An 18,559-nucleotide genomic window follows, 5' to 3' on the forward strand; every position below is an offset into this window, starting at 1 on the left:
CCCGCAATTCGCGGTCGGCCGGTTGCTCGACACCAGTATGGCCCGATCCGGGAGCGTCCTGGCTGCGCCCCCGGAAGATAGGACTAGCATCTCGTTACGTGGCGAAGGGAACGGATCTCTTTAAACGCGTCCTCGTGGGGCGTGCGCTGCGCAGCGGGCAGCTGCACGAGCAGTTGCTGCCCAAACGCCTCGCCCTGCCGGTGTTCGCCAGCGACGCGCTCTCCTCCGTCGCCTACGCGCCGCAGGAGATCCTGGTCATCCTGTCGCTCGCCGGAGTTTCTTTCTACACCTACAGCCCCTGGGTGGCGCTCGCCGTCGTGATCGTGATGATCACGGTCGTCGCGTCCTACCGGCAGAACGTCCACGCCTACCCCAGCGGCGGCGGCGACTACGAGGTGGCCACCACCAACCTGGGCAAGAACGCCGGGCTCACCGTGGCCAGCGCGCTCATGGTCGACTACGTGCTGACCGTGGCGGTGTCGGTGGCCAACGGCGTCGACTACGTGGGAGCCACGATCCCGTTCGTCGCCGAGCACAAGCCCGCCGTCGCCATCGGCATCGTCATCCTGCTCACCGTGGTCAACCTGCGCGGCCTGCGCGAGTCGGGCGCCGCGTTCGCCCTGCCCACCTACGCGTTCATGATCGCGGTGCTCGGGCTGATCACCTGGGGCGTTTTCCGGTTGCTGGTCTTCGGCGACGAGCTCCGGGCGCCCAGCGCCGACTTCGGCATCGTGCCCGAGCAGACCAACCTGACCTCCTTCGCCGCCGCGTTCCTGATCCTGCGGGCCTTCTCCACCGGCTGCGCGGCGCTGACCGGGGTCGAGGCGATCAGCAACGGCGTGCCCGCCTTCCGCAAGCCCAAGAGCCGCAACGCCGCCAACACGCTGCTCCTGATGGGCCTGATCGCGATCACGATGTTCAGCGGCATCATAGCGCTGGGCCTGGCCTCGGGGGTGAAGGTGGCCGACCCGGCCGTGGTCGCCACCGACCTGCTCCGGCCGGACGGCACCCCGGTCGGCCCCGGCTACTACCAGCAGCCGATCATCTCGCAGGTGGCCGACGCGGTCTTCGGCAGCGGATCGCTGCTGTTCGTGATCATCTCCGCGGTCACCGCGCTCATCCTGTTCCTGGCCGCCAACACCGCCTTCAACGGTTTCCCCGTGCTCGGCTCGATCCTGGCCCAGGACCGCTACCTGCCGCGCCAGCTGCACACCCGCGGCGACCGGCTGGCCTTCTCCAACGGCATCGTCCTCCTGGCCCTCGGGGCGTGCCTGCTGCTGTGGGGCTTCAACGCCGACGTCAGCCGCCTGCTCAACCTCTACATCGTCGGCGTCTTCGTCTCGTTCACGCTCAGCCAGACCGGCATGGTCATCCACTGGACCCGCAACCTCAAGACCGAGAGCGATCCGCGGATCCGCCACCAGATGCACCGCTCCCGGGTGATCAACTTCTTCGGCGGCGTGATGACCGGGCTGGTGCTCGCGGTCGTGCTGCTCACCAAGTTCCTGGTCGGGGCCTGGATCGTGTGCATCGCGATGCCCGTGTTGTTCCTCATGATGAAGGCCATCAGGCGCCACTACGACAACGTGGCGGCCGAGCTGGAGATCACCGAGGAGTACGACGAGGCGACGCTGCCGGCGCGCAACCACGCGATCGTGCTCGTCTCCAAGATCCACAAACCGACCATGCGCGCGCTCGCCTACGCCCGCGCCACCCGGCCGTCCACCCTGGAGGCGGTCACCGTGGGCGTCGAGGGCGCCGAGGCGCGGCAGTTGCAGGAGGATTGGGAGCGGCTGGGCATCCCGGTGCCGCTCAAGATGCTCGACTCGCCCTACCGGGAGATAACCCAGCCGATCCTCGACTACGTCAAGACCCTGCGCCGCCGCTCGCCCCGCGACGTCGTGACCGTCTTCATCCCCGAGTACGTGGTCGGCCACTGGTGGGAGCACCTGCTGCACAACCAGAGCGCGCTCAGGCTGAAGGCGCGGCTGCTGTTCAAGCCGGGGGTGATGGTGACGAGCGTGCCGTGGCAGCTGCACTCCTCCGACCGGCTGCTGGGCCGTCCCGAGCCCGCCGCTCCCGGATCGGCCCGCCGGCCCCCGCGCCGCAACGTCAAGGACGACCAGTCCCCGATTCGCTGACCAGCTTCGCCAGCCGCGCGGTGTCGTCCGCCGTCCAGCCCCGCGGCGCGGCGACCGCCGCCCAGCCGTCGACGATGATCGCGCCGTAGCGGTGGCCGTGGCCGGGCGGCACGTCCAGCGCCTCCGACATGTCGACCAGCACCTGCCAGAACGTCACCAGGGGGAACCAGTTCATCTGCGGGTTGACGCCCGGCCCGCGCGGCCCGTCGAGCCAGTCGGGCTTGTCGTAGATGAGGTGGGGCGACCACCAGACGATCGGGTCGGAGGCGTTCTGCAGGTAGACCACCCGGGGCTGCCGCCACGGCCCCGGCGGCCGGGTCAGATCGGCGGGGAACTGCGCGAAACGCGCCGTCTCGCCCTCCTGGTAGACGGGCCGCCACACGGGAGAGCCGGGATCGCGACCCGCGGTGAGCGCGCTGTGGATGTGGTTGGCGCGGGGCGGGCCGACGAACAGCGCCCCCTCGGTCTCGGCGGCCAGGGCGGGCAGGCCGGAGAAGGCCGCCTCCAGCTCGTAGGAGCCCAGGCTCTCGCCCGCGACCACCAGCCGGGGCCGCCGCCCGGCGGGCAGCCGCTCCCAGCGGGCTCGCACGGCGTCGGCCAGCGCGACACCGGCCCTCGCCGCCTTGTCCTTGTCGACGAGGAACGACACCCAGCTCGGCAGGTACGAATACTGCATCGCGACCATGGCCGAGTCGCCGTTGTACATGAGCTCCAGGGTGTCGGCGATGGTCGGGTCGACCCAGCCGGTGCCGGTGGTGCCCAGCACCGCCAGCACCGGGCGGTCGAAGGCGCCGGTCCGTTCGAGCTCGCGCACGGCCAGCGCCGCCTGCTCGCGGGGTGAGGAGGCGGCGTCGAGGCCCACGTAGACCCTGATCGGCCGCGCGGCGGGCCGGCCGGAGAACGACTCCAACTCGGTCGCCGTGGAGGCGTTGCCGGTGAAGCGGCGTCCCTCGTTGCCCAGCGACTGCCAGCTCACCAGCGAACCCGGGCCGCCGGAGAGCTCGGGGGACTCGGGGCGGTGCAGGCCGGCCGGGGTCGCGTCGTTGGTGATCGAGGAGATGTCGTTCATCCTGGCGATGAAGGCGGAGAACAGCACGTCGTTGGCGAAGACCAGGACGAGCAGGGCGACGAGCAGCACGCCGACGGTGCGGCCCACGTAGGCGGGGACGAAGCGGTCGAGCCAGTCGACGAGCTTGCGTCCCCCGAGGCGGACGAGCCGGGCGAGGAGCAGGGACAACGCGAACAGCGCGATGCTCATGACCAGGATCAGCGGGGAGAACCAGGTGATCTGCGTGCTCATGCCCATGAGGGCGCGCAGGTCGCGCTGCCAGTCGTGGCTGTACCACAACGCCGCCGCGGCGAGCAGCCCGCAGCCGGCCAGCATGATCCGCCAGGCCAGGCGCCGGACCCGCTCCGGCGGCCGGTAGACGATGACGGCCCGGCCCACCGCCCCCACCCCGGCGCCCACGGCGTAGCCCAGGATCGCGGTGACCGCGCCCATCAGCCCCTGCAACTGCCAGGTGCGGGGCAACAGCGAGGGGGTCAGGGAGGCACAGAAGAAGAGTGTGGCGAGCAGTGTGCCCCCGAACCCGAGCCGCCTGGTCACATGCACACAGTAGTTGATCGGATCTCGAAAGTGATCAGTAGGGGCAGGGCATAGGGTATGCGTGTGGAACAGGCATCTCTGGAGTTGACAGTGGGTCCGGTCGCGCACGGCGGCTGGTGTGTGGCACGCCACGAGGGCCGCGTGGTCTTCGTCCGGCACGCGTTGCCGGGTGAGCGGGTCGTCGCCGAGGTCACCGAGGAGACGACCCGGTTCCTGCGGGCCGACGCCGTGGAGATCCTGGAGCCGTCACCCGACCGCGTGGTGCCGCCCTGCCCCTTCGCGGGCCCCGGCCGTTGCGGTGGGTGCGACTGGCAGCACGCCACGCTCGAGGCGCAGCGCGGGCTCAAGGCCGACGTCGTCGCCGAGCAGCTGCACCGGCTGGCGGGCATCGACAGGAAGATCGTCGTCGAGGAGGTGCCCGGCGCCGCCGACGGGCTCGGCTGGCGCACCCGTGTGCAGTTCGCCGCCCGCCCTGGTGGCGAGCTGGGTTTCCGCAAGCACCGTTCGCACGACATCCAGCCGGTCGACGCCTGCCTGATCGCCCACCCCGAGGTGGAGGCGGTCGGCGCGGAGCTGCGCGAGTGGCCGGGCGCCGCCGGGGTCGAGGTGATCGCCTCCTCCGGCGGGGATCGCGCCGTGGTGGTCAGGCCCCGGTCGCGGCGTGGCGTGGCCGTGCCCGATCTCGACGCGCCGGCCTCGATCCTGCTCGACCAGGGCAAGGGCCACACGGTGCCGCGCCGGGGCTCGGGTGTCCTGCGCGAGCGGGTGGGCGACCGCGAGTTCCGGGTGTCGGGCAGCGGGTTCTGGCAGGTGCATCCAGGTGCCGCCGAGACGCTGCTCGACGCGGTCCTGGCCTATGCCGCCCCCGAGCCGGGGGAGTGGGCGCTCGACCTCTACTGCGGGGTCGGCCTGTTCGCCGCCGGGCTGGCCGAGGCGGTGGGCCCGCAGGGTGCCGTCTTCGGCCTGGAGTCCGACGCCGCGGCCGTCCGCGACGCCCGCGCCAACCTGCGCGACCTCCCGCAGGCGCGGGTGGAGCGTGGCCGGGTGGAGGAGGCGCTCGACCGTTTCCAGATCGAGCGGGCCGACCTGGTGGTGGTCGATCCGCCGCGCGCCGGGCTGGGGCGCGACGTGGTGGCCCGCGTCGCCTCGCTGGAGGCCCTGCGCCTCGTCTACGTCTCCTGCGACCCGGCGACCCTGGCCCGCGACCTGGCCTGGCTGGCCGAGCGCGGCTACCGGCTCGACGATCTGCGCGCCTTCGACGCCTTCCCCATGACCCACCACGTGGAATGCGTCGCGCTGCTGGTCAGGGAGTAGGTCAAGGCTTTGACCAGCAGGTGGACAACCGCATGCGTCTCACTGGGTCTCGGTATGTCTCAGGGAATCCCAAACTGGGTGCGTGCAATGGTCCGCCCACGAGGTCGCCGCCGAGTCGGGCTCGCTGATCGTCGAGCCCAAGCCAGAGCAGTGCGCGAACTTCGGGAGTGCCCGAGGTGCGGCCGATGATCACCCGAGAGCAGTACGAGCGGCTCGCCCGACACCTCCAGGACGACGGCCGTGACCGCATCGAGATGACGTTCGCCGGAGTCGCCCGCGTGGTCGGCGAGGACCTTCCGGCCAGCGCGAGCCGCCATGCCGCCTGGTGGGGGAGCGACCCCAAGCACACGCAGGCCGTCTGGCTTGACGCGGGCTACGTCGCCCGGCCGAACCTCACAGCTGGCCGCGTCACCTTCGAGCGGACGACGCCATGAGCTGAGCCACGAAGACATCCGGCAGCGCCTGGCCGCCGTCGAGCACATCGACTGGAGCAACGCCGAGCGCGAGCACAACCGGGAGCACTGAGGGTGAACCAGCTCGACCTCGCCGACGAACCAACCGTGGGGGACAACAAGTCGCCGATCGCAAGCACGTTCGTGGTCGCTGTCATGTGCCGGGGGTCGGTATCCATCTCCTGGCGCGCGGTAGCGGCGGTCTCGCCGCCACCATCATCGCTATGAAGAGGGCCGGCTACCGGATCGAGCCGGACCTGTGGCCTCGTGGGGCTAAGTGCAACCAGAAGTGCAGCCAGTGCCACGAAGGCTGCGTCGACAGCACCTGAGAGCCCTGATGGCCGGGCAGGAGCGGCGTATGGTGCGGAACATGACCGAGCACCGGTGGAATGATCTTCCTGCGGCCGCCCGCGACGCCATCGCGGCGGTGTGCGGTCCGATCCGGCAGGTGATTCCTGTGCCGAAAGGTCTCACCGCGGGGCTTGCCGTCCGGGTGGAGACCGAGTTCGGGCCGGTGTTCGTGAAGGCGCTGCCCGACTCGTCGCCGTCCGCTCGGCTCTACCACCGTGAGCGTCTCGTCGGCGCCGTCCTACCTGACAGCGTGCCCGCCCCGCGACTCTTGTGGAGCGGGCACACCGCCGGCTGGATCTGCCTGGTCTTCGACTACGTCGCCGCCGCCCGCGGCGTGGACCTCGGTCCCGGTTCCCGGGACGCGGCCGACGCGCTCGGCCTGGTGCGGGTGCTGGGCGAGACGCTCGCTCCGAACCCTGGGGCGGATGTGCCACCTGTGAACGACAACGTGGAGTTCCTGCGGAGGCGGGCGGACGCCCTGCTGGCCGATCCGCCCGCCGACCTGGAAGCTGTCGCCGCCTACCGGCACGCTCGCGCGAGGCTCGAGTTCGACGCCCTCGCGGGGGACACGCTGCTGCACGCCGACCTGCACGAGGGCAACCTGCTCGCCACAGCGGACGGGCTGCGGGCCCTCGACTGGGGGCTCGCCTGTCATGGCCCCGCATGGGTCGAGACCGCGTTGTTCATCCCCCGGCTGATCATGGCCGGGCACACTCCAGAGCGGGCCGAGGCTCTCGCCGCCGAGGTGCCGGTGTGGAAGAGCGCCCCGGACGACGCGGTGACCGGCCTCGCCGCGGTGTGGTCGCTGTTCCGTGAGTTCGTCGCCCGCAACGGCCCCGCGGGAATCCGGGCGTCGCGGGCTCGGGCGGCCGCCGCCGGCCGCGCCTGGGTCGAGTACCGGGCCTGACCCGGACACGGCGAAGAGGCGCGTCCGGTGGACATGACGTGGCCGGCCCTGGCGACACATGTGAGGGCGGTGCCCGAAGGGGCGGTGGCCACCGGCCGCCACCGCGACCGCTTCCTCGATCAACGGTCGCGCGGGTCAGGAAGGTTAGTTCTGGCCTGAATGGGGTTGTTTCGGGCATCCCTACTCCGGGAGAACCGGATGATTCGCCCATGACGGCGTACGGTGCGCAGCATGTGTCCCCAGCGATCGCAGGAGAACCACCCGTCTCCGAGCCCGCGGCGCGGGCCGGGCCCGCTGGTGTGGGCGTCCCTCGCGGGCGTCCTGGTGGCCGGGGTGGCCGCCGCCCTGATCCTGGCTGTGGACGTCTCGCGGCCGTCCCCGGAGACGGGAGGCTCGCCGCCCGCCGCGTCGCCGCGGGGGGCCGCGTCCGGAGTGGTGGGCGGGACGCCCGACCCGAGCGGGGAGCAGCGGTCGGAGTTCCTGGCCCGGCTGGACGGCATCGCCCCGTGGCTGGTGGCCGAGGAGGAGCGCACGTTCACCCGAGCCCGCGCCACCTGCCTGGAGATCGTCCAGGGGCAGCCGGAGACCCAGGTGGTCAGCAACGCCCAGGAGCGCTTCACCGACGTGACCCGCCACCAGGCCGGCCAGATCGTCATCGCCGTCCGGGCCTGGTGCGCCGGGGGAAGCTGACGCGCCGCGCCGGCGGCTGCGGAGTGCTTCGCCGGGCCGGCGGGTGCGAAGTGGCGACCGGCCGGGCCGGTGGAGGGAGGGGGGCCGGCCGGGCCGGTGGAAGGAGGGGGTCAGAGCCGGGGGTCGACCGGCTCGGACTCCAGGGCGAGCACCGCGAAGACCGGCTCGTGGACGCGCCAGCCCGGGTCGCCGTCGGCCAGCCGGGACAGGGCCTCCAGCCCCAGCGCGTGCTCACGTAACGCCATCGACCGCTTCTTGCCGAGGAAACGCCCGCGCAGCACGTCCAGCGACTCGGTGTAGTCGGGCCCGTAGATGATGCGCAGGTATTCGCGGCCCCGAACCTTGACGCCCGGCTGCACGCGGCCCGGGGTGTGGGCGGCGGGCTTGACCACCATGCCCTCGCCGCCGGCCGCGGTCAGCGCCTCCCACCAGGCGACCGCCTCGGCCCGGGACTCCGGGGAGTCCAGCGAGACGAACACGTGACGGGTCCGGGTGATCAGCGGCGAGTCCAGCAGGGCCAGCGTCGACAGGTGCCAGGCGTGCGGCTCCAGCGCCGTCGCCCGCCCCTCGCAGGCCAGGATCTGGAACGGAGCCAGCCGCACGCCGTCGAGACCGTCGACCGGCCAGCAGTAGCGCGCGTAGGCGTCGCGGAACAGGGCCGCGTTGCCGGCGCGGCGGCGGGTGCGGGTGAGCAGCTCGCCCACGTCCAGCCCGCGCCCGGCCGCCGCCTCCAGGGCGGACACCGCCTCGGGCAGCGCCGCCCGCGCCGCCGCGCCCACCGACGCGTACTGGGCCTTGATCAGCTCGCCCGCCTTGGCCGACCAGGGCAGCAGCTCGCAGTCGAGCGCCACCCAGTCGGAGCCGAGCTCGGCCCACAGCGGCTTGCACGCCTCCCGCAGCCCGTCGACCAGCGGCGCCAGGTGGTCGAAGAACGGCCGCCCGGTGCGCGTGTAGACGGTGCCCGAGCTGCCGTCGGTGACGCCGAACCGGGCCGCTGCGACCTCCGGGTCGCGGGCCAGCACGGCCACGGCCCGCGAGCCCATGTGCTTCTCCTCGCACACGACCTCGGTCACGCCCGCGGCGGCGAACTCCTCGAACGCCTCGTACGGGTGCTCCAGGTAGCCGTCCAGCCGGGACGTCTCCGGCGGGGCCATGGTCGGCGGCAGGTAGACGAGCCAGCGCGGGTCCACCGCGAACCGGCTCATCACCTCCAGCGCGGCGGCCGCGTTCTCCTCCATCACCTTGACCCGCGTGCCGAAACGGGTCTCGACGTGCCTGGTACCCCGTACGTCGTCGATGTCCAGCATGGCGGGGTCGCGGCCGGGGCCGCCGAGCGGCTTGACCGACTCGTACCAGACCTTCTCGGCCGGCACCTGGACGAGCTCCCGCTCGGGGTAGCGCAGCGCGGTCAGCGAGCCGCCGAACACGCAGCCGGTGTCCAGGCAGATCGTGTTGTTGACCCATTCGGGGCGGACCGTGGGGGTGTGGCCGTAGACGACCATGGCCCGGCCACGGTACTCCTCGGCCCAGGGGTAGCGGACCGGCAGGCCGTACTCGTCGGTCTCGCCGGTGGTGTCGCCGTACAGGGCGAAGGCGCGGACCCGGCCGGAGGCGCGCCCGTGGTAGGCCTCCTTGAGCCCGGCGTGCGCGACGACCAGCCGGCCGCCGTCGAGCTGATAGTGGCTGATGAGGCCGTCCATGAACGCGCGGGCCCGCTCGGCGAACTCCGGCGGCCCGGCGCCCAGCTGGTCGAGCGACTCCCGCAGGCCGTGGGTGGCCCGGACATCGCGGCCGTTCAGCGCGCGCACCAGCTTCTGCTCGTGGTTGCCCGCCACGCAGATCGCGGTGCCCGCCTCGACCATGCCCATGACCAGCCGCAGCACGCCCGGGGTGTCGGGGCCGCGGTCGACCAGGTCGCCGACGAACACCGCCGTCCTGCCCTCGGGGTGGCGGGCGGACACCGCGTCGCCGCCGGGGCGCTCGACGGCCCAGCCGAGCCGCTCCAGCAGCGACTCCAGCTCGGCGCGGCAGCCGTGGACGTCGCCGATGACGTCGAACGGGCCGGTCAGGTCACGCTTGTCGGTCCACGCCTTCTCGTAGGAGACGGTGGCGTTCTCGATCGCGTCGAGACCGCGCAGCACGTGGACCTTGCGGAACCCGTCGCGGGACATCTTCCCCAGCGAGCGGCGCAGGTCCTTGCGCTGCCGGATCACCACGCCCGGCCCGAAGTCGCGGTCGGGACGCGAGGCGTTGCGCCGGATCGCCACCTCCTCCGGCGTGTCGAGCACGATGGCGTCGGCCAGCACGTCGTGCCGCCTGGCCAGGTCGATCAGGGCCTTGCGGGCGGGATACTGCACGTTCGTGGCGTCGACCACGGTGAGCAGGCCGCGTGCCAGGCGGGTGCCGACGATGTGGTGGAGCAGCTCGAACGCCGCGGGGGTGGCCGACTGGTCGTTCACGTCGTCGGACACCAGGCCGCGGCAGAAGTCGGAGGAGATGACCTGGGTCGGCGTGAAGTGCTTGGCGGCGAACGTCGACTTCCCGCTGCCCGAGACGCCGACGAGCACCACGAGGGAGAGCTCAGGGACGCTGATCACGGGTGAACACTCCCATCTGGGTGGGCGGGCCGACCTCGGGGTCCTCCTCGCCCACGGGCTGGACGGTGACGCGGTAGCCGTGGTCGCCGGCCACCCGCGTGGCCCAGCCGGCGAACTCGGCGCGGGTCCACTCGAAGCGGTGGTCGGGGTGGCGCAGCCCGGTCAGGAACTCGTAGCGCGGGTTGTACTCGATGTTGGGCGTGGTGACGATCACGTGCTCCGGTCTGGCCTGCCCGAACACGACCCGCTCCAGCGCGGCCAGCCGCGGCGGGTCGACATGCTCGACGACCTCCATGAGCACGGCCGCGTCGTAGCCGGACAGCCGCTTGTCGGTGTAGGTGAGCGCGCCCTGGAACAGGGTCAGCCTGGCCCGCTTGCTGTCGGGCATCCGCTCCAGCCTCAGCCTGCGGGCCGCGATGGTCAGCGCCATCGCCGACACGTCCATCCCGGCCACCCGGGCGAACCTGGGCTTGGCCAGCAGCGCGCCGACCAGCGCGCCCTGCCCGCAGCCCAGGTCGATCACGCTCGCCGCGCCGAGCTCCTCCAGCGTCCGCAGCACGGCCTCGCGCCGCTGGACGGCGAGTGGGCGCGCCTTGGGCTCGGTCGCGCCCTCCCGCCCGTCGCCGGGCCCGCCGCCCGGCGTCTCGTCGTGCCGAGGGGCGCCGTCCGGTGTCCCGGCGGGCGGGCCGTCCTGGGCGCCGGCCTCGGCCGCGGCCATCTCGTCGGCCGCGGTCTCGCCGGCGGCGGGTTCCTCGGCGACCGCGGGCTCCAGCCGCTCCTCGGGCTCGTCGCCCAGCTCGGCGAGCCGGGCCAGCGCCGTGCGGGCCAGCGCCCACCGGCGGCCCAGGTAGCGACGGCTGATCAGGCCGCGCTCGGGATGCCCGTAGAGCCACCCCTCGCCCGCCCGGATCAGCTTGTCGACCTCGTCGGGCGCGATCCAGTAGTGCTTGGCGTCGTCGAGCACCGGCAGCAGCACGTACAGGTGGTTGAGCGCGTCGGCCAGCCGGACGGTCCCGCTGAGCGACAGGCGGACGTACCGCGAGTCGCCCCACTCGGGAAACCCCTCGTCGAGGGGTACGGCCTGCGCGGACACCGTCCAGCCGAGCGGCTCGAACAGCCGTCCGGCCAGCTCGGGCCCACCACGGCAGGGCAGCGCGGGCAGCCCGATCTCCAGCGGCAGCGGCGTGTCCGGCAGGTCCGGCCTGGCCTGGCACCGGCCCGCGCGGGCCGTCCGGAACACGTCGGCCAGTGCCACCGCCAGCAGTGAGGAGGCGGCGTAGGGCCGGTCGTTGACGTACTGCGACAGGCTGAAGTCGGGGGAACCCTTGCCGCGCGACCTGGCCAGGGCGATCGGGTCGACGTCGAGCAGCAGCGCCGCCGTGCAGCGCCGCTCGCCCGCCTCGGGGTAGAACACCGTGGCCGTGCCGAACGACTGGCCGAACTCCTGGACCCGGTCGGGATGCTTGTGCAGGAGGAAGCCCAGGTCCGTCGCCGGACGAGCGGTGGTGGAGATCGTCAGCAGCACGGCCCAAGTGTGACCCAGTAGGACAAAGCGGTGCTACTCGATTAGTCACACGTGCGGCAGCACCTCGGCCGCGATCAGCTCCAGATGGTCGAGGTCGGTCAGGTCCAGCACCTGGAGGTAGACCCGCTCGGCGCCCAGCTTGGCCAGCGCGCCGATCTTCTCCAGCACCTCCGCGGGCGTGCCCGCCAGCCCGGCGGCCCGCAGATCGGCGAGCCCGGCGCCGGCGGCGGCCGCCCGGCGCTCGAGCTCGGCCTGGTCGACGCCCACGCAGACGGTCTGGGCCGCGGAGAACACCAGCGGGCGGCCCTCGGCCTGGGCCGCCCGGCGGACCCGCTCGAAAGCCTCGCCCGTGTCGGACAGGGTGCGGAACGGCACGTTGTACTCGTCGGCGTAGGCCGCCGCGAGGCGGGGCGTGCGCTTGGCGCCGACGCCGCCGATGATGATCGGCGGGTGCGGCCGCTGGACCGGCTTGGGCAGCGCGGGCGAGTCGGTCAGGCGGTAGTGGGCGCCCTCGAACGAGTAGGGCTCGGCGGCCGTCCAGAGCCCGAGGATGATCTCCAGCTGCTCCTCGAACCGGGCGAACCGCTCGCGCGCCGGAGGGAAGGGGATGCCGTACGCGGTGTGCTCGGCGTCGAACCAGCCCGTGCCGAACCCCAGCTCCACCCGGCCGCCGCTCATCTGGTCGACCTGGGCGACGCTGATCGCCAGCGGGCCGGGCAGCCGGAACGTGGCCGGCGTCACGAGCGTGCCCAGCCTGATCGTGGAGGTCTCTCTGGCCAGCCCGGCCAGCGTGATCCAGGCGTCGGTGGAGCCGGGCCCGGGGTCGCCCGGCCCGATGCGCTGGTAGTGGTCGGACCGGAAGAACGCGTCGAACCCCAGCCGCTCAGTGGCCTGGGCGACGGCCAGCAGGTCGTCGTAGGTGGCGCCCTGCTGGGGCTCGGTGAAGATCCGCAACTTCATACCGCCCATTATCCGGTATCGGTGAAACGCACCCGCGGACGCGTGATCCCCTGCTAGCCTTCACGGCTTGTAGCCGGTCAAGCACTCGGAGTGGCACATGTCGGGTCAGCGGCACAGGCGGGAGCCGGGCACGCTCCCGCGCCCCCTGGCCGTCCTCGTGGCACTGACCCTGGCCGGCGCGACCGGGGCCGCGATCAGCCTGCTCCCCGCCGACGCCGCCCCGCGTCCCTCGCCCGCCCCGCCCGAGGCTCTCGCCCAGGCCACACCGGCCACGCCGGCCACGCCGCCCGTCCCGCAGGCCGGTCATGACGGGCCGTCCGGGTTCGTGAGGTTCGTCGACACCGCCCGCGAGCCGGGCCTCGACCTGCCCGCCGACGCGCGCCGCACCGGCCTGCGCTGGTACGCCCTCGGACACCTGGTCGCGGGCGCCGAGGAGTGCACGCCCGCGTGGTCGGGACGGCTCGACCCGGCGGCCGATCCGATCGGCCGCCTGCGGGCCGCGGGGGCCGACGCGACCGTGGTCTTCGGCGGTCCCGGCGGGCGGGAGCTCGCCGCCACCTGCGTCAGGCCGGGCGGTCTCGCCTCCGCCTACCGCGAGGTCGTCGGAGCGCTGGGCGTCCGCGCCATCGACTTCGAGGTCCGCGACGGCGCCGACCGGGCCACCGTGCTGCGCCGGGCGCGGGCCGTCCACGCCCTGCAGCGGGAGAGCGCGCTGCGGGCCGGCTTCACGCTCCCGCTCCGGCCGTACGGGCTGGCCGCGCGAGACCTGGCGATGCTGCGGCTCACCCGCGAGCAGGGCGTGCGCGTCGGCACGATCAACCTGCTGGTCACGATCGAGCCGCAGGACGCGCCCGAGGGCAGGATGCCCCGGGTCGCGGCGGCCGTCCGGGCGGCGCAGGGCCAGATCGCGCGGGCGCTGGGGCCGGCGCGCCAGGAGTCCCCCGGCGTCGCGCTGACTTCCGTGCTGGCCGGCGACGGCGACCTGAGCGAGACCGACGCGCGCAAGCTGGCCGCCTTCGCCGTCCGCCAGGAGCTGGCCTGGCTCTCCCTGCGCGGGGTCGACCCCGGCTCCGGGGTGACCCGGACTCTCTGGCGTACTTCCGGCTGAACTATAGGATTCCTGGAGCGACAAGCTCATCGCGGTGAGGGGGAGGGACCGTGGCGGCCCGCCCGGAGACGGCGAGAAAGATCCTCGTCTACTGGATGGACGGCGTGATCGTCCTGCTGGCGCTCTCCTTGAGCGTCTTCGTCGCGGTCCTCGTCGCCGAGGGACGCATCTCCGTGCCGCACGCCCTGGCCGCGGAGGCCTGCCTGCTGGGCGGCTTCTGCCTTTTTCCCTTCCTGCTCAGAGCCGCCTTCGACAACCGGCCGCGGCCGACCGTGCGGCTGGTCGTGTCCGGCGTGGCGGCGCTCGGAGCGGTGCTGCTCGTGCCCTCCTCGCCGAATGAGGCCCTGGGGGAGAGCTCGTGGTCGATGGTCGCGTTCCTGTGGCTGTCGGCCGTGGTCCTCTTCCAGCCGATGTGGGCGGCGGTGTGCACGGGCGTCGTCGTGATCGTGCTCACCAGCGCCGTCGTCACCGTGATCACCGGGCAGCCGTGGCAGGTCGTCCTGCCCGTCCAGGCGTTCACCGCCGTGACGATGGTCCTCGCCATGTGGCTGTGGCGCTGGCTGTGGTGGACGATCAGGGACGCGCACGAGAGCCAGGAGGCCAAGGCGGGCCTGGCCGTCGCGGAGGAGCGGCTGCGCTTCGCCCGCGACCTGCACGACCTGCTCGGGCACAGCCTGTCGGTCATCACGCTGAAGAGCGAGCTGGCCGCCAAGCTCGCCACGAAGGACGCGGACCGGGCGGCCCGCGAGATGGCCGACGTGCGCCGCCTGGCCGGGGAGTCGCTCGCCGAGGTCCAGCTGGCCGTCGACGGCTACCAGGGGATCGACCTGAACGAGGAGCTCGACGGGGTGCGCGCCGCGCTCGAGGCGGCGGGCACCCGCTGCACGGTCGAGGCCAGGGCCGACGACCTGTCGCCCGGCACCCGTGCCCTGCTCGCGTGGGCGGTGCGCGAGGGCGCCACCAACGTGCTCAAGCACAGCGCGGCCACCCGGTGCGCGATCACCATCGACGGTGGCGTGCTGGAGATGCGCAACGACGGCGTGCGCGGCGTCGGGGCCGGGGGCGGCACCGGGCTGCGCGGGCTGGCCGAGCGGATGGCCACCGCGGGCGGTTCGCTGTCGGCGGGGCCCACACCGACCGGTGAGTTCCTGCTGAGGGCGGCGGTGCCCGGATGAGAAGGCGCGTGACCAAACTGGACAAGATCCGGTGGCTCATCGTCTACTCCACCGACTTCATCCACCTGCTGGCCCTGCTCGGCTTCGCCGAGCTGTACGTCCGGTGGGGCCTGGGGATCCCCGGGTGGGCGGCCGGCGGCGCGGCCCTGCTGCTGGCCGCCCTCATCGTGCTGTCCACCCGGCCGTTCCGGATCGCGGTCAGGGGCGGCCCGCGTCCCACGGTCCTGCTGGCCGTCTCCGGTGCGATCACGCTGGTGCTCGCCGTGATCCCGGTCATCTGGGCGGTCTCGCTGTGGATGGGGATGCTGGCGCCGTTCGTGCGCAGGCGCACCGCCGTCCTCGCCTCGATCGCGTCGATCCTGGCGGTCAACGGTCACGTCGCGCTGTTCAGCGGCTGGTCGTGGGAGCTCTTCGGGCTCCAGGTCCTGCTGACGGCGCTCACCGTGGGCGGCGTCCTGGCCAACCTGTGGCTGTGGCGGGTGGCCAAGGAGGCGCACGACGGTCAGGAGGCCAAGGCCAGGCTGGCCGTGTCGGAGGAGCGGCTGCGGTTCGCCCGCGACCTCAACGACCTGCTCGGGCAGAGCCTCACGGACATCTCCGCCAGGACCGCGGGCGCGCGGGAGGCGCTGAAGGCCGATCCCTCGGCCGCCGAGCGCGAGATGTTCGAGGTCCGTGACCTGACCAGGCAGGCGCTGCGCGAGGTGCGCGCCGTCGTGCAGAGCTATCGGGCGCTGGATCTCGACGAGGTCCTGTCCAGCGTGCGTGCGGTTCTGGAGGCGGCGGACGTGCGCTGCACCGTGCGTGCCGACACGGCCGCGCTGAGCGCCGGGACCCGCACGCTGCTGGCCACCGTCGTGCGCGAGGGGGCGACCAACGTGCTCAAGCACAGCGAGGCCGGGCACTGCACGATAACGATCAAGGATGGGGTGCTGGAGATGTCCAACGACGGGGTGACCGGCCCGGTGGGCGACCACGCGCCCAACGGGCTCGACGGCCTGGCCCGGCGGGTCCGCGCCGCGGGCGGCACACTCTCCGCCGCGCCCACCCCGGAGGGCGCCTACCTGCTCAGAGCGGCGGTGCCGGCATGACGACGCGCGTGCTGCTGGCCGACGACGAGCACCTGATCCGCGGCGCCCTCGCCGCCCTCCTCAACCTGGAGGACGGCATCGACGTGGTGGCCCAGGTGGGCCGGGGCGACGAGGTGCTGGCCGCGGTGCTCGAGCACCGCCCCGACGTGGCGGTCCTCGACATCGAGATGCCCGGCATGGACGGGCTGAGCGCGGCCGAGCAGATCAGCTCCCAGTGCAAGATCGTGATCCTGACCAGTCTCGGCCGCCCCGGTTACCTGCGCCGGGCGATGGCCGCGGGCGTGAGCGGGTTCCTCGGCAAGGACGCCTCGGCCGAGGAGCTGGCCATGGCGATCCGCAAGGTCCAGGCGGGCGGCCGCTACCTCGACGCGGAGCTGGCCGCCGCGGCCATGGCGGCCGGCGACAGCCCGCTCACCGAGCGGGAGCGCGACGCCCTGCGGCTGGCCGGCGACGGGGCCACGATCGCCAGGATCGCGGCGGAGCTGCACCTGACGGAGGGCACCGTGCGCAACTACCTGTCCAGCGCGATGACCAAGCTGGGCGCCCAGAACCGGCTGGAGGCCATCCGGACCGCCCAACGCATGGGCTGGCTTTGACCCGGTTGCGCCAAGTTTGCGTAAGTCCGGCCGTACCTCTCTGACCTGCGGGTACGTCCCCCGTCTGAAGGGGGGCCGGCATGGCAACTCAGCGCGCCGATCAAGAGCACCTCGGGCACGTGGTCTTCATCACGGCGGCTGCGGCGATCGGCGGGTTCCTGTTCGGCTATGACAGCGCGGTGATCAACGGCGCCGTCGTCGGCATCCAGAAGTACTTCGCGGTGGGGGCCGTTGAGATCGGGATCGTGGTCGCCATCGCGCTGCTCGGCTCCGCCGCCGGCGCCTGGGCGGGCGGCGGGCTGGCCGACCGGTGGGGGCGCACCAGGACGATGCAGGTGGCGGCGGTGGTGTTCGCCGTCAGCTCCATCGGGCAGATGCTGCCGTTCGCCATCTGGGACCTCGGTTTCTGGCGTTTCGTCGCCGGCGTGGCGATCGGCATGGCCTCGGTGCTCGGGCCCACCTACATCGCCGAGGTCTCGCCGCCCGCCTACCGCGGGCGGCTCGGCTCGTTCCAGCAACTGGCGATCGTGCTCGGCATCGCCGTCTCGCAACTGGTCAACTACGCGATCGCGCGGCTGGCCGGCGGGAACGTGAACAACCATCTGTGGGGACTGCAGGCCTGGCAGTGGATGCTGGGCGCGTGCGTGGTGCCGGCCCTGCTCTACCTGCTGTTCGCCTCGACGATTCCCGAGTCGCCCCGATACCTGATCATGGCGGGCCGGCCCAGGCAGGCGCGCAAGGTGCTGGCCGAGGTCGAGGGCGCCGGTGTGGACCTGGACACCCGCGTCGCCGAGATCCGGCACGTGCTCAAGACCGAGCGCCGGCCGACGATGAGGGACCTGCGCGGCCCGACGCTGGGCCTGCGGTCGATCGTGTGGATCGGCATCACCCTGTCGGTGTTCCAGCAGTTCGTCGGCATCAACGTGATCTTCTACTACTCGTCCGTCCTCTGGCAGTCGGTGGGCATCACGCAGAGCGCCTCGCTGCTGATCAGCTTCTCCAGCTCGGTCATCAACATCGTCGGCACGTTCATCGCGATCTCGCTGGTCGACAAGATCGGGCGCAGGCCGCTGCTGCTCATCGGCTCGACCGGCATGGCGCTCTCGCTGGGCACCGCGGCCTGGGCGTTCAGCACCGCCCGGAAGATCGGCGGCACGGTCACCCTGCCCCAGCCGGAGGGCGCGATCGCGCTCGTGGCCGCGAACGTGTTCGTGCTGTTCTTCGCCCTGTCCTGGGGCGTGGTGGTCTGGGTGCTGCTGGGCGAGATGTTCCCCAACCGGATCCGCGCCGCCGCGCTCGGCGTGGCCGCCGCCGCCCAGTGGCTCGCCAACTGGGCGATCACCGTGTCGTTCCCGGCGCTGTCGCAGTGGAACCTGCCGTTCACCTACGCCATGTACGCCTTCTTCGCCGTGCTGTCCTTCGTGTTCGTCGCGACGAAGGTCAAGGAGACGAAGGGCCGCAGGCTGGAGGAGATGGGCTGACGGCAGGTCGACGCGGCGGGGTCAGGAGCGGCGGTGGACGTGCCGGCGGATCGCGCTGAAGATCATGGCCCCGATCCAGACGAAGAGCACCACCTTGAGCAGGCCCCAGCCGCCGAACACCAGCCCCACGATCGCGACCACGAACAGGATCGGCAGGAAAGGCCCCGGCCCGCGGTGATGGTGGCGGTGGGGCCGGTGGGGCCGCTGGTGCCACTCACGCCGCATGTCCCTGTGGGCCTGCCGCATGGACCGCAGCTGCGCCCGCTGCGCCTTCATGGCCGCGTGCCAGTCGTCCGGCCCCGGGATGGCGGGGTCGCGGTGGGGCCGCGGGCGGGAGCCGGGCAGGTCGGCCGTCACCCGGGCCAGGTCGCCGGCCGTGCGGGCGGCCAGGGCCTGGTCGAGGCGCTGGTCGAGCTCCTCGTGGTCGAGGCGGCCCTGCGCGAAGTGCTCGCGCAGGGCGGCCATGGTGTGCTCGCGTTCGGCGTCGCCGATGCGGAGATCGTCGGGATCCATGACAGGTGGCTCCTTCTCTCCGAGCCGGCTTCCCGGTGTGGCGCCGGTCATGCGG

The 18,559-nt window shown here is 72.6% G+C and carries 15 protein-coding genes; 10 read left to right on the plus strand and 5 right to left on the minus strand.

Annotated elements, in window-relative coordinates; genetic code table 11:
* Nucleotides 1–98: 98 nt before the first annotated feature.
* Nucleotides 99–2,141 (plus strand): APC family permease, encoded by a 2,043-nt coding sequence (locus AB0C16_RS02280; protein ID WP_357677981.1) that lies wholly within the window; start codon nucleotides 99–101, stop codon nucleotides 2,139–2,141.
* Here the strand turns inward: AB0C16_RS02280 and AB0C16_RS02285 are convergent.
* Complete coding sequence (locus AB0C16_RS02285; RefSeq protein WP_357677983.1) at nucleotides 2,113–3,747, minus strand: alpha/beta hydrolase; 1,635 nt, start codon at nucleotides 3,745–3,747, stop codon at nucleotides 2,113–2,115. The genes AB0C16_RS02280 and AB0C16_RS02285 overlap by 29 nt on opposite strands.
* A 57-nt stretch (nucleotides 3,748–3,804) precedes the next feature.
* On the opposite strand from AB0C16_RS02285, the gene AB0C16_RS02290 reads away from it, so the two are divergent.
* The 4 genes from AB0C16_RS02290 (at nucleotide 3,805) to AB0C16_RS02305 (ending at nucleotide 7,461) form a co-directional block, all read left to right on the plus strand.
* Nucleotides 3,805–5,061 carry a class I SAM-dependent RNA methyltransferase gene (locus AB0C16_RS02290; RefSeq protein WP_357677985.1) on the plus strand — a complete coding sequence of 419 codons (1,257 nt, stop codon included), beginning with the start codon at nucleotides 3,805–3,807 and terminating at the stop codon, nucleotides 5,059–5,061.
* A 185-nt stretch (nucleotides 5,062–5,246) separates the two neighbouring features.
* Nucleotides 5,247–5,495, plus strand: a complete 249-nt coding sequence (locus AB0C16_RS02295) for a hypothetical protein (protein ID WP_357677987.1) — start codon at nucleotides 5,247–5,249, stop codon at nucleotides 5,493–5,495.
* A gap of 388 nt (nucleotides 5,496–5,883) precedes the next feature.
* Nucleotides 5,884–6,771, plus strand: a complete 888-nt coding sequence (locus AB0C16_RS02300; protein WP_357677989.1) for a phosphotransferase — start codon at nucleotides 5,884–5,886, stop codon at nucleotides 6,769–6,771.
* 231 nt (nucleotides 6,772–7,002) lie between these two features.
* A complete protein-coding gene (locus tag AB0C16_RS02305) occupies nucleotides 7,003–7,461 on the plus strand; it encodes a DUF732 domain-containing protein (RefSeq protein WP_357677991.1) in 459 nt (152 codons plus the stop codon).
* 110 nt (nucleotides 7,462–7,571) lie between these two features.
* On the opposite strand, the gene AB0C16_RS02310 is transcribed toward AB0C16_RS02305, so the two are convergent.
* Genes AB0C16_RS02310 through AB0C16_RS02320 form a run of 3 tightly spaced genes read right to left on the minus strand, consistent with a single transcriptional unit; the run spans nucleotide 7,572 to nucleotide 12,543 of the window.
* The gene (locus AB0C16_RS02310) at nucleotides 7,572–10,058 is read right to left on the minus strand and encodes a polynucleotide kinase-phosphatase (RefSeq protein WP_357677993.1); all 2,487 of its coding nucleotides are present in this window, start codon (nucleotides 10,056–10,058) and stop codon (nucleotides 7,572–7,574) included.
* The gene (locus tag AB0C16_RS02315; protein WP_357677995.1) at nucleotides 10,042–11,583 is read right to left on the minus strand and encodes a 3' terminal RNA ribose 2'-O-methyltransferase Hen1; all 1,542 of its coding nucleotides are present in this window, start codon (nucleotides 11,581–11,583) and stop codon (nucleotides 10,042–10,044) included. Before AB0C16_RS02315 ends, AB0C16_RS02310 begins: the two co-directional genes overlap by 17 nt.
* Nucleotides 11,584–11,628: 45 nt before the next feature.
* Nucleotides 11,629–12,543 (minus strand): LLM class F420-dependent oxidoreductase, encoded by a 915-nt coding sequence (locus AB0C16_RS02320; protein WP_357677996.1) that lies wholly within the window; start codon nucleotides 12,541–12,543, stop codon nucleotides 11,629–11,631.
* A gap of 97 nt (nucleotides 12,544–12,640) precedes the next feature.
* On the opposite strand from AB0C16_RS02320, the gene AB0C16_RS02325 reads away from it, so the two are divergent.
* The 5 genes from AB0C16_RS02325 (at nucleotide 12,641) to AB0C16_RS02345 (ending at nucleotide 17,991) form a co-directional block, all read left to right on the plus strand.
* Nucleotides 12,641–13,651: a hypothetical protein gene (locus AB0C16_RS02325; RefSeq protein WP_357677998.1), complete on the plus strand. Its 1,011-nt coding sequence runs from the start codon at nucleotides 12,641–12,643 to the stop codon at nucleotides 13,649–13,651.
* Between the two features lie 50 nt (nucleotides 13,652–13,701).
* Nucleotides 13,702–14,826 carry a histidine kinase gene (locus AB0C16_RS02330; RefSeq protein ID WP_357677999.1) on the plus strand — a complete coding sequence of 375 codons (1,125 nt, stop codon included), beginning with the start codon at nucleotides 13,702–13,704 and terminating at the stop codon, nucleotides 14,824–14,826.
* A gap of 8 nt (nucleotides 14,827–14,834) precedes the next feature.
* Complete coding sequence (locus AB0C16_RS02335; protein ID WP_357678001.1) at nucleotides 14,835–15,914, plus strand: histidine kinase; 1,080 nt, start codon at nucleotides 14,835–14,837, stop codon at nucleotides 15,912–15,914.
* Nucleotides 15,911–16,510 (plus strand): response regulator transcription factor, encoded by a 600-nt coding sequence (locus AB0C16_RS02340; protein WP_357678003.1) that lies wholly within the window; start codon nucleotides 15,911–15,913, stop codon nucleotides 16,508–16,510. The genes AB0C16_RS02335 and AB0C16_RS02340 overlap by 4 nt, the downstream gene beginning before the upstream one ends.
* Nucleotides 16,511–16,590: 80 nt before the next feature.
* Nucleotides 16,591–17,991 carry a sugar porter family MFS transporter gene (locus tag AB0C16_RS02345; protein WP_357678005.1) on the plus strand — a complete coding sequence of 467 codons (1,401 nt, stop codon included), beginning with the start codon at nucleotides 16,591–16,593 and terminating at the stop codon, nucleotides 17,989–17,991.
* A gap of 21 nt (nucleotides 17,992–18,012) precedes the next feature.
* On the opposite strand, the gene AB0C16_RS02350 is transcribed toward AB0C16_RS02345, so the two are convergent.
* Nucleotides 18,013–18,504 (minus strand): DUF1707 domain-containing protein, encoded by a 492-nt coding sequence (locus AB0C16_RS02350; RefSeq protein WP_357678007.1) that lies wholly within the window; start codon nucleotides 18,502–18,504, stop codon nucleotides 18,013–18,015.
* Between the last annotated feature and the right edge of the window lie 55 nt (nucleotides 18,505–18,559).

The sequence above is a fragment of the Nonomuraea sp. NPDC048916 genome (genome assembly GCF_040649575.1).
In the GTDB taxonomy this organism is placed as follows: Bacteria; Actinomycetota; Actinomycetes; order Streptosporangiales; family Streptosporangiaceae; genus Nonomuraea.

Bases quoted from the DNA above. Each gene is read 5' to 3' on its own strand.
- AB0C16_RS02290 (WP_357677985.1), top strand. From the start codon at position 3,805: ATGCGTGTGGAACAGGCATCTCTGGAGTTGACAGTGGGTCCGGTCGCG.
- AB0C16_RS02295 (WP_357677987.1), top strand. From the start codon at position 5,247: ATGATCACCCGAGAGCAGTACGAGCGGCTCGCCCGACACCTCCAGGAC.
- AB0C16_RS02300 (WP_357677989.1), top strand. From the start codon at position 5,884: ATGACCGAGCACCGGTGGAATGATCTTCCTGCGGCCGCCCGCGACGCC.
- AB0C16_RS02305 (WP_357677991.1), top strand. From the start codon at position 7,003: ATGTGTCCCCAGCGATCGCAGGAGAACCACCCGTCTCCGAGCCCGCGG.
- AB0C16_RS02320 (WP_357677996.1), bottom strand. From the start codon at position 12,543: ATGAAGTTGCGGATCTTCACCGAGCCCCAGCAGGGCGCCACCTACGAC.
- AB0C16_RS02325 (WP_357677998.1), top strand. From the start codon at position 12,641: ATGTCGGGTCAGCGGCACAGGCGGGAGCCGGGCACGCTCCCGCGCCCC.
- AB0C16_RS02340 (WP_357678003.1), top strand. From the start codon at position 15,911: ATGACGACGCGCGTGCTGCTGGCCGACGACGAGCACCTGATCCGCGGC.
- AB0C16_RS02345 (WP_357678005.1), top strand. From the start codon at position 16,591: ATGGCAACTCAGCGCGCCGATCAAGAGCACCTCGGGCACGTGGTCTTC.
- AB0C16_RS02350 (WP_357678007.1), bottom strand. From the start codon at position 18,504: ATGGATCCCGACGATCTCCGCATCGGCGACGCCGAACGCGAGCACACC.